This is a genomic window from Pseudomonas machongensis (assembly GCF_034961125.1).
GTDB classification, from domain to species: Bacteria; Pseudomonadota; Gammaproteobacteria; order Pseudomonadales; family Pseudomonadaceae; genus Aquipseudomonas; species Aquipseudomonas machongensis.
On the sequence record NZ_JAYFUI010000128.1, the window covers coordinates 1 to 10138 of the forward strand.

The window sequence follows — 10138 nt, forward strand, 5'->3', positions numbered from 1 at the left end:
AAGAACACTGCCATATGACCCAGAATTGCGTGGTGATCGACGCATCACCCGAATCGACAAGGAGCGTTCGCAGGCAATTCGCAACCCAGCTCTCCATCGAGCGGACCCGCCTGCTTTACCAGGGCTCCTTGCTGCCCACCCTGTTCATGTTGCTCAACGGCTTGCTTTGCGCCTGGCTGCTGTGGAGCCCTGCCCGCTATCTGCTGGTCGGCGTGTGGATGGTCTGGTTGCTGGCGCTGGTGGCCTTGCGGGTGATCCAGGTGGCGGCCTTCGATGCGGCCTCGCCGGAGCGTCAGGCCAAGCCGACCTGGTGGCGGATGTTTCTGGGTGGTTCGGCCTTCAGTGGCCTGACGCTTGGATGTGCCGCCCTCGCGCTGGTACCGGTGGACAGTTTCGTCCAGCAGGCCTGGGTTTTCGGCCTGCTGGGCGCAGCGGCGCTGTCGGCGAGCGTCGCCTACGCGGTCAGCCTGCCGGCCTTTCTCAGCTTCGTGTTACCCGGCCTGTTGCCGCCGATCGGATTTCTGTTCTTTTATCAGGACGGGTTGCAGCGCGGCTGGGGCTGGCTTGGCCTGATCCTGCTCGGCGCCCTGATGGTGGTGGCCTGGCAGGTCAATCGTCTGATCGAGCGCGGTCTGCTTCGGCGCTTCCAGAACCAGGCATTGATCGAGCATCTGCAGGGGGCGCAACGCCATGGCGAGCAGTTGAACCAGGCCTTGAGTGCAGAGATCCGCCATCGTCGTCACGCCGAAGAGCAATTGCGCCAGGCGCAGGCCGGCCTCGAGCTGCGGGTGAGCGAGCGAGGCCGTGAGCTGGCGCTTGCCACCCAGGCCCTGGGCGCCAGCGAGCAGCGCCTGAGCCTGGCGCTGGAGGCTAGCGAACTGGGGCTGTGGGACTGGGACCTGCAGACCGACGAAGTCCATCACACCCAATTGCATGCCTTGTTCGGGCTGGAGCCAGGGCAGGTGCGCTCGGTGCGTGCCGACCTCAAGCCGCGCTTGCATCCCGACGATCTGCCGCTGCTGCGTCGCACGCTGGTCGAGCACCTCAAGGGCCGCAGCGACGACTATCGTGTCGAATACCGGGTGCGCCACACGCAAGGTCGCTGGTGCTGGATCGAGGACCGGGGACGGGCGGTCGAGCGTGATGCCGACGGCAAGGTCCTGCGCATGCTGGGTACCCGTCGTGACATCACCGCACAGAAGGAACAGGAAGAACAGCAGCGGCTGGCTGCCACCGTGTTCGAAGCGGCGAGTGAAGGCATCGCCATCCTCGATGCGCACTACCAGTTGCTGGCGGTCAACCAGCGATTCTGCGATCTCACCGGCTACGGGCGCGAAGACCTGATCCTGCGTGACCTGCTGGAGCTGCCCTGCAGTCGCGACGCCCGTCGGCACAGCCAATCGATTCACCAGGCCCTCGAGCAGCAAGGGCGCTGGGAGGGCGAGCTGGTCGAGGCGCGCAGCAATGGCGAGCTCTACCCGCAATGGTTGCAGCTCAATGGCGTGAGCGATGGACGGGGCAACATCAGCAATATCGTGGCGTTCTTCACGGACCTGTCGGCGCGCCGTGAGTCGGAGGAGCGCCTGCGCTATCTCGCCCACTACGATGACCTCACAGGCCTTGCCAACCGAGCGTTGTTCCGCCTGCGCCTGCATGAGGCGGTGCAGCGTGTGCGCCTGAACGGCCGCAGCCTGGCGCTGCTGCATGTCGATCTGGACCGCTTCAAGCTGCTCAATGAAAGCCTGGGGCACGAACTGGCCGACCAGTTGCTGAAGAAAATGGCCCAGCGCCTGGCCAATGCGGTGCCGGAGGCCGACACCGTGGCGCGTATCTCCGGCGACGAGTTCGCCGTGCTGTTCGATGGCTACAGCAATCTTTCCAGCCTGGTGCGGGTCACCACACGCCTGCTCGACAAGCTGCGGGTGCCGCAGCGAGTGGGCGGTCATGAGGTGGTGATCAGTGCATCGGTGGGCATCAGTGTGTTGTCGGAGGCCACTTTCGACCTCAACGCTTTGGTCAGTCAGGCCGACATGGCCAAGCAACACGCCAAGCACCTGGGGGGCGACAGCTTCCAGTTCTATACCGAAAGCCTGCGTGCCAGCACCCTGGAACGCCTGCAACTGGAAAACGATCTGCGCAAGGCTCTCGACGAAAACCAGCTGCGGGTCTACTTCCAGCCCAAGCTGTGCCTGCGTTCCGGCCGTCTGCATGCCGCCGAGGCGCTGGTGCGCTGGCAGCATCCGCAGTGGGGCATGGTGCCGCCGGGCGAGTTCATCGGGCTGGCCGAAGAAACCGGGTTGATTGCGCCGATGGGTGAGTTCGTCCTGCGTCAGGCGTGTTGGCAGGCATGTGAATGGTTGCGCCAGGGTTGGGAGATCCGTGTGTCGGTCAACCTGTCGGTCTACCAGTTGCGCCAGGGCAAGGTGGTCAGCCTGGTGCGTCAGGTACTGCAGGAGACCGGACTGGCGCCGCACCTGCTGGAGCTGGAGCTGACCGAAAGCCAGTTGCTCGACAATGTCGAGCACATCATCGCCACCTTCCAGCAACTGCACGCATTGGGCGTGAAGCTGGCGATCGACGATTTCGGTACCGGCTATTCATCGCTGAGTTACCTCAAGCGCTTTCCGGTGGACTACGTGAAGATCGACCAGGCGTTCATTCGGGGCCTGCAGGAGGGCAGCCAGGATGCCGCGATCATCCGGGCAATCATCGCCATGGCCAAGAGCCTGGGGCTGGAGGTGGTGGCCGAGGGGGTGGAAACCCAGGAGCAGCTGGCATTCCTGCGTGAACAGGGGTGCGACGAGGCGCAGGGTTACCTGATCAGTCGACCGATCGATGCCGCAGCGTTCAAGACGTTGCTGGAGCGCTCGCGAAGATGACCTGCGCCCCGGCGGCAAGTGCCGGAGGGAAATGGTCAGAGGTGCCAGTGTCGGCCCTGATGCGCCAGGAGGCTATTGGCCTGCTCCGGCCCATTGCTGCCTGCCGGGTAGGTCCGCGGTGCCTGGAAGTGGTCCTCCCAGCCTTTGAGGATCGGGTCGATCCAGGCCCAGGCAGCCTCCACTTCATCGCGGCGCATGAACAGCGTCGAGTCACCATCCAGTACATCCAGCAGCAGGCGCTCGTAAGCCTCCCAGCGGCGTGTCTGGGCGAAGGCCTGGGCCAGGTTCAGGTCCAGCTCGACCGGCGCCAGGCGCATGCCGCGGCCGGGGCTCTTGGTCATCATGCGCAGGCTGATGTGCTCGTCGGGTTGCAACTGGATCAGCAACTGGTTGACCTGGCCGCCGGCGAACAGCTCATGGGGCACCGGTTTGAACTGGATGACGATCTGCGACGAGCGCCGCGCCATGCGCTTGCCGGTGCGCAGGTAGAACGGCACGCCGGCCCAGCGCCAGTTCTCGATATGAGCCTGCACGGCGACGAAGGTTTCGGTATCGCTGTCGTTGTCGACATCTTTCTCGAAGTAATAGGCCGGGACCTCCTGGCCGCCGATCTTGCCGGCGCTGTACTGGCCGCGTACGGTCTTGTCCTGCACGTCCTGGCCAGTGATGGGGCGCAGCGCACGAAGGATCTTCACCTTCTCGTCGCGCACCGCCTCGGCCTCGAATTGTGCCGGTGGCTCCATCGCCACCAGGCAGAGCAGTTGCAGCAGATGGTTCTGCAGCATGTCGCGGGTAGCGCCGGCGCGATCATAGTAGGCGCCGCGGTTCTCGACCCCGAGGGTTTCGCAGACGCTGATCTGCACATGATCGACCTGGCTGTTGCGCCATACAGGCTCCAGCAGGGCATTGGCGAAGCGCAGGGCCATGAGGTTCTGCACCGTCTCCTTGCCCAGGTAGTGATCGATGCGAAACACCTGGGATTCGTCGAATACCGCGCCGATGGCTTCGTTGATGGCCGTGGCCGACTCCAGTGAATGGCCGATGGGCTTTTCCAGCACGATGCGCGCTTCGCTGTCGGCAAGCCCGGCCAGGCGCAGGTTGTTGGCGATGGGCACGAACAGGTTGGGGGCGGTGGCGAGATAGAAGATCCGGGTCAGGCCACCGGGCTCGCCGAGGTAACGGGCCAGGCGCCCGAAATCGGCGCCTTGGGAGGCGTCCATGGCGAAGTAGTCCAGGCGTGCCGAGAAGCGCTGCCAGACCTCCTCGTCGAAGTCGTTGCGGGCGATCTGCGCCCGGCAATGACGCTCGGTGAGCTTGAGGTAGTCGTTGCGCGGCAGGGGGCGGCGGGCCAGGGCGATGATCCGCACGGCGTTGTGCAGGCGACCCTCGCGGTAGAGCTGATAAAGCGCCGGCAGCAGCTTGTGCAGGGCCAGGTCGCCCGTGCCGCCGAAAACCAGAATGTCGCAAGGGATACTCAAGCCACCACTCTCCCACGTTCGTTTAGCTGGGCGGTCAGCCGGTCATGTAGTATAACTACAAGATAGCTACATCCCGGCCAGCCGATCATAACCGAGTCCAGCCTGTGAATCTGTTGCAACATATCGCTCAATCGCGCCACCTGCTGCGCAAATCGGAACTGAAAGTGGCCGATCACGTGCTGCTCGATCCGGCTGCCGTCATGCACAGCTCGATGGCCGATCTTGCCCACAGTGTTGGTATCAGCGAGCCGACCATCGTGCGTTTCTGTCGCGCCATCGGCTGTTCGGGCTTCCAGGACCTCAAGCTCAAGCTGGCGCAAAGCCTGGCGGCGGGCGCCAGCTTCGGCCAGTTCGCCATCCATGAAGACGATTCGGTCGCCGACTACAGCCTGAAGATTTTCGACACCACCTTGCACACGCTGATGGAAGTGCGCGAGCACCTCGACCCGCAGGCGCTGCAGCAGGCGGTAAGTGCCATGGCCCAGGCGCAGCGCGTGGAGTTCTATGGCTTCGGGGCTTCCGGTGCGGTCGCCGCCGATGCCCAGCACAAATTCTTCCGCCTGCTGCTCAGCGCCGCAGCCTATTCCGACCCGCACATGCAGGCGATGTCGGCGGTGACCCTCAAACCGGGTGATGTCGCCGTGTGCATCTCGCAGTCGGGGCGTTCGAAAGACTTGCTGATCACCGCCAACCTGGTGCGTGAAAGCGGCGCCAATCTCATCACCCTGTGCCCGAGCCAGACGCCGCTGGCGGAGCTGTCGACCGTCAACCTGGCGATTGATGTGCACGAGGACACCGAGATCTACACCCCGCTGACTTCGCGCATTGCCCACCTGGTGGTGATCGATGTGCTGGCGATGGGCGTGGCCATGGCCCGCGGCCCAAGCCTGGTCAACCACCTCAAGAGCGTCAAGCGCAGCTTGCGCAGCCTGCGCTTGTCGCCCAAGTCGATCAAGGCTACCGACGACTGATCGCGCTGCCACCTCACCGGCCGCTGTGGGAGCGGGTTTACCCGCGAAAGGGCCGGTACGGGCAATTAAAATTCACGATTCTGTCACCATTTCTCAGCCAAACCGTAAACCCTCGGGGCCACCCTGAAACTCCCGCACCCGATCTGGGAGACAGGCAATGGCAAACGATCATTTCGGTTCGTACCAACCCAACGCCAAGGCTCGCAAGCAGGCTGAGAAGGATCAACGTCGCATGGAATATCGACGTGCGATCGAAAGCTACTGCGACCAGCGTCAACTGTTGCGTGATATCGCCGACTACCCTGAACTGCAAGACATCACGGTATGGCAGGTGGCGTCGGCAGCTTCCCAGAAAATCGCTCCACAAGCCCGCTGATTTTCGCCCGTTCGCTACGAATGAACGCAAGAAATGCCAAGGCCACCGGTGATTGCCGCTTGGCCTTGGACTGCACCACGCACCAGCTGCGGTACAGCGGCAGTTCCTCCACAGGCAACTCCCTGAGCATCCCGGTGGCCAGCTCCATGTTCACTGCATGGCGAGTCAGCAGGGCGATGCCCAAGCCGGCGATCACGCACTCGCGCTGGGCGTCGGCCGAGGCCACTTCCAGGGTCTGGGTGAAGTGCACGCGCTTGTCCTTGAAGTACTCCTCGCAGGCTTTGCGCGTGCCCGAGCCTTGTTCGCGGATGAGCAGGGTATGAGGCTCCAGGTCCTGCAGGCGCAAGCGGTCGAGCTTGCACAACGGGTGTTCCGGTGGCGCCACCGCGATGATCGGGTTGTTGAGAAACGGCAGGAACTCCAGGCCCATGTCCTGCGGCACCATCGACATGATGATCAGGTCGTCGCGGTTGTCGGACAGGCGTCGGATGGCCTGGGCGCGATTGACCACCGTGAGGGTGAGGTTGACCTCCGGGTGTCGTTGCTTGAAGGCGGCGAACAGGTGTGGCACGAAGTACTTCGCACTGGATTCGATCGCCAGTTTCAATTGTCCCTGCAGTGAGCCCTGCATGTCCGACAGCTGCATGTCGAGGTTTTCCAGGCGCCCGAAGATATCGCGGCTGGCACGTTGCAGTGCCTCGGCGGCTTCGGTCAGGTAGAGCTTTTTGCCGACGTACTCGAACAGCGGCTGGCCGACCAGCTCTTCGAGCTGGCGGATCTGTAGACTTACGGCGGGTTGCGTAAGCGCCATCTCTTCTGCCGCGCGGCTGTACGAGCGCAAATCACACACTTCGTTAAAGATCTGCAGCTGACGCAAAGTCATACGCATCAAGGACTTACGCATTTATCCCCAGGCTCCGGCAAAACCTTGTTACCCCACTATAAGCTTTTGCTAATACAGCCCCTAACAAATATTGATTTTTGTTTATTCACCGGTGGCGCTAGTTTGAAGGTGCGACTGGCCAGCGACGTCTGGTCACGCGCCGACCGGTGTAACCGGATCGTCTGTTCCTACGGCTTTGGGAAGACTCCAGTGATAAAAAAAATCCTGATCGCCAACCGGGGTGAAATCGCAGTTCGGATCGTGCGTGCCTGCGCCGAGATGGGCATTCGCTCTGTCGCGATCTTTTCCGACGCCGACCGTCACGCGTTGCACGTCAAGCGCGCCGACGAGGCCTACAGCATCGGTGCCGAGCCGCTGGCCGGTTACCTGAACCCGCGCAAGCTGGTGAACCTTGCTGTGGAAACCGGCTGTGACGCCCTGCATCCGGGCTACGGTTTTCTATCGGAAAACGCCGAACTTGCGGAAATCTGCGCCGAACGTGGCATCAAGTTCATCGGCCCTGCTGCCGAGGTCATCCGCCGCATGGGCGACAAGACCGAAGCGCGCCGCACGATGATCCAGGCCGGTGTCCCGGTGACCCCAGGTACCGAAGGCAACGTGGCCGACATTCACGAAGCCCTGAGCGAAGGCGAGCGCATCGGTTATCCGGTGATGCTCAAGGCCACCTCCGGTGGCGGCGGGCGTGGTATTCGCCGCTGCAACAGCCGCGAAGAGCTGGAACAGAACTTCCCGCGGGTGATTTCCGAAGCCACCAAGGCGTTCGGTTCCGCCGAGGTGTTTCTCGAGAAATGCATCGTCAATCCCAAACACATCGAGGCGCAGATTCTCGGTGACAGCTTCGGCAACGTGGTGCATCTGTTCGAGCGCGACTGCTCGATCCAGCGCCGCAACCAGAAGCTCATCGAAATCGCCCCGAGCCCGCAGTTGACGCCGGAACAGCGCGCCTACATCGGCGACCTGGCCGTACGCGCCGCCAAGGCGGTCAACTACGAGAACGCCGGTACCGTGGAGTTCCTGCTCGCCGATGGCGAGGTGTACTTCATGGAGATGAACACCCGAGTGCAGGTGGAACACACCATCACCGAGGAAATCACCGGCATCGATATCGTGCGTGAGCAGATCCGCATCGCCTCGGGCCTGCCACTGTCGGTCAAACAGGAAGACATCCAGCATCGCGGCTACGCGTTGCAGTTCCGGATCAACGCCGAAGACCCGAAGAACAATTTCCTGCCCAGCTTCGGCAAGATCACCCGTTACTACGCCCCCGGCGGCCCGGGCGTACGTACCGACACGGCGATCTATACCGGCTACACCATTCCACCGTTCTACGACTCCATGTGCCTGAAACTGGTGGTCTGGGCGCTGACCTGGGAAGAAGCCATGGACCGTGGTCTGCGAGCCCTGGATGACATGCGCCTGCAGGGGGTCAAGACCACCGCCGCGTATTACCAGGAAATCCTGCGCAATCCGGAATTCCGTAGTGGCCAGTTCAATACCAGCTTCGTGGAAAGCCATCCGGAACTGACCAACTACTCGATCAAGCGCAAACCCGAAGAGCTGGCCCTGGCCATCGCCGCCGCCATCGCCGCCCACGCAGGCCTGTGAGGAATTCAACAATGTCCAAGAAAATCCATGTAACCGACACAATCCTGCGCGACGCCCACCAGTCCTTGCTGGCCACCCGCATGCGCACCGAAGACATGCTGCCGATCTGCGAAAAGCTCGACAAGGTTGGCTACTGGTCGCTCGAAGTCTGGGGCGGCGCGACCTTCGATGCCTGTGTGCGCTTCCTCAAGGAAGATCCGTGGGAGCGCCTGCGCCAACTGCGCGCCGCGCTGCCCAATACGCGCCTGCAAATGCTGCTGCGCGGTCAGAACCTGCTGGGCTACCGCCATTACAGCGATGATGTGGTCAAGGCGTTCGTGGCCAAGGCTGCAGTCAATGGTATCGACGTATTCCGTATCTTCGACGCCATGAACGATGTGCGTAACCTGCGCGTGGCCATCGAAGCGGTGAAGGCCGCCGGTAAGCACGCCCAGGGCACCATCGCCTACACCACCAGCCCCGTGCACACCATCGAGGCCTTCGTGAACCAGGCCAAGCAGATGGAATCCATGGGTTGCGACTCGGTCGCGATCAAGGACATGGCCGGCCTGTTGACGCCGTACGCCACCGGCGAGCTGGTCAAGGCGCTGAAAGCCGAGCAGTCGCTGCCGGTGTTCATCCACTCCCATGACACCGCCGGCCTGGCCGCCATGTGCCAGCTCAAGGCTGTGGAGAACGGCGCCGACCATATCGACACCGCCATCTCCAGCTTCGCCTGGGGCACCAGCCACCCGGGCACCGAGTCGATGGTCGCCGCGCTCAAGGGCAGCGAGTTCGACACCGGGCTGGACCTGGAGCTGCTGCAGGAAATCGGCTTGTACTTCTACGCCGTGCGCAAGAAGTACCACCAGTTCGAGAGCGAGTTCACCGCCGTGGATACCCGCGTGCAGGTCAACCAGGTACCCGGCGGGATGATTTCCAACCTGGCCAACCAGCTCAAGGAGCAGGGCGCCCTCAACCGTATGAACGAAGTGCTGGCGGAGATCCCGCGCGTGCGCGAAGACCTCGGCTTCCCGCCGCTGGTCACCCCGACCTCGCAGATCGTCGGCACCCAGGCGTTCTTCAACGTGCTGGCCGGTGAGCGCTACAAGACCATCACCAACGAAGTGAAGCTGTACCTGCAAGGTGGCTACGGCAAGGCGCCAGGTGTGGTTGACGAGAAGCTGCGCCGCCAGGCGATCGGCAGCGAAGACGTCATCGATGTGCGCCCGGCCGACCTGCTCAAGCCGGAAATGGCCAAGCTGCGCGCCGAAATCGGCAGCCTGGCGCACAGCGAGGAAGACGTGCTGACCTTCGCCATGTTCCCGGACATCGGGCGCAAGTTCCTCGAAGAGCGTGAAGCCGGAACCCTCAAGCCCGAAGCCCTGCTGCCAATCCCGGAAGCCGGTGCTGCAGCCTCCGTGGGCGGTGAGGGTGTACCGACCGAGTTCGTCATCGACGTGCACGGCGAGACCTACCGCGTCGACATCACCGGCGTGGGCGTCAAGGCCGAAGGCAAGCGTCACTTCTACCTGTCCATCGACGGCATGCCGGAAGAAGTGGTGTTCGAGCCGCTCAACGATTTCGTCGGCGGCGGCAGCAGCAAGCGCAAGCAGGCCAGCGCGCCGGGTCACGTCAGCACCACCATGCCGGGCAACATCGTCGATGTGCTGGTCAAGGAGGGCGATGTGGTCAAGGCCGGGCAGGCAGTGCTGATTACCGAAGCCATGAAGATGGAGACCGAGGTGCAGGCGGCCATCGCCGGCAAGGTTGTTGCCATCCACGTGGCCAAGGGCGACCGGGTGACCCCGGGCGAGATCCTGATCGAGATCGAAGGCTGATCGACAGCCTTCGAATACAAGCGGTTTACCTCATGGGGAGCGGTTGCTCCCCTTTTTTTATGTTGGGTTCAAGGCCCGATCGCGGGGCACCCCGCTGGTTCTGAA

At 62.9% G+C, this 10138-nt stretch carries 7 protein-coding genes; 5 read left to right on the forward strand and 2 right to left on the reverse strand.

The annotated features are described in order from the left end of the window. Positions 1–14: 14 nt before the first annotated feature. Positions 15–2879: an EAL domain-containing protein gene (locus VA602_RS13510; protein ID WP_323453443.1), complete on the forward strand. Its 2865-nt coding sequence runs from the start codon at positions 15–17 to the stop codon at positions 2877–2879. A 35-nt stretch (positions 2880–2914) separates the two neighbouring features. On the opposite strand, the gene zwf is transcribed toward VA602_RS13510, so the two are convergent. Next, a complete protein-coding gene (gene zwf, locus VA602_RS13515) occupies positions 2915–4357 on the reverse strand; it encodes a glucose-6-phosphate dehydrogenase (protein WP_323453444.1) in 1443 nt (480 codons plus the stop codon). 104 nt (positions 4358–4461) lie between these two features. Here zwf and hexR point away from each other — a divergent pair, with 104 nt between their 5' ends. Then, positions 4462–5328: a transcriptional regulator HexR gene (hexR, locus tag VA602_RS13520; protein ID WP_003253273.1), complete on the forward strand. Its 867-nt coding sequence runs from the start codon at positions 4462–4464 to the stop codon at positions 5326–5328. A 157-nt stretch (positions 5329–5485) separates the two neighbouring features. Then, the gene (locus tag VA602_RS13525; RefSeq protein WP_081311761.1) at positions 5486–5704 is read left to right on the forward strand and encodes a PA3496 family putative envelope integrity protein; all 219 of its coding nucleotides are present in this window, start codon (positions 5486–5488) and stop codon (positions 5702–5704) included. Here the strand turns inward: VA602_RS13525 and VA602_RS13530 are convergent. Further along, positions 5646–6608 carry a LysR family transcriptional regulator gene (locus tag VA602_RS13530; RefSeq protein ID WP_054892976.1) on the reverse strand — a complete coding sequence of 321 codons (963 nt, stop codon included), beginning with the start codon at positions 6606–6608 and terminating at the stop codon, positions 5646–5648. The two genes, VA602_RS13525 and VA602_RS13530, sit on opposite strands and share 59 nt — an antisense overlap. A gap of 189 nt (positions 6609–6797) precedes the next feature. Here VA602_RS13530 and VA602_RS13535 point away from each other — a divergent pair, with 189 nt between their 5' ends. Both VA602_RS13535 and oadA read left to right on the forward strand, forming a co-directional pair. After that, the gene (locus VA602_RS13535; RefSeq protein WP_054892975.1) at positions 6798–8213 is read left to right on the forward strand and encodes an acetyl-CoA carboxylase biotin carboxylase subunit; all 1416 of its coding nucleotides are present in this window, start codon (positions 6798–6800) and stop codon (positions 8211–8213) included. 11 nt (positions 8214–8224) lie between these two features. After that, on the forward strand, positions 8225–10033 hold the full coding sequence (gene oadA, locus VA602_RS13540) for a sodium-extruding oxaloacetate decarboxylase subunit alpha (RefSeq protein ID WP_323453445.1): 1809 nt from the start codon (positions 8225–8227) through the stop codon (positions 10031–10033). Positions 10034–10138: the final 105 nt, after the last annotated feature.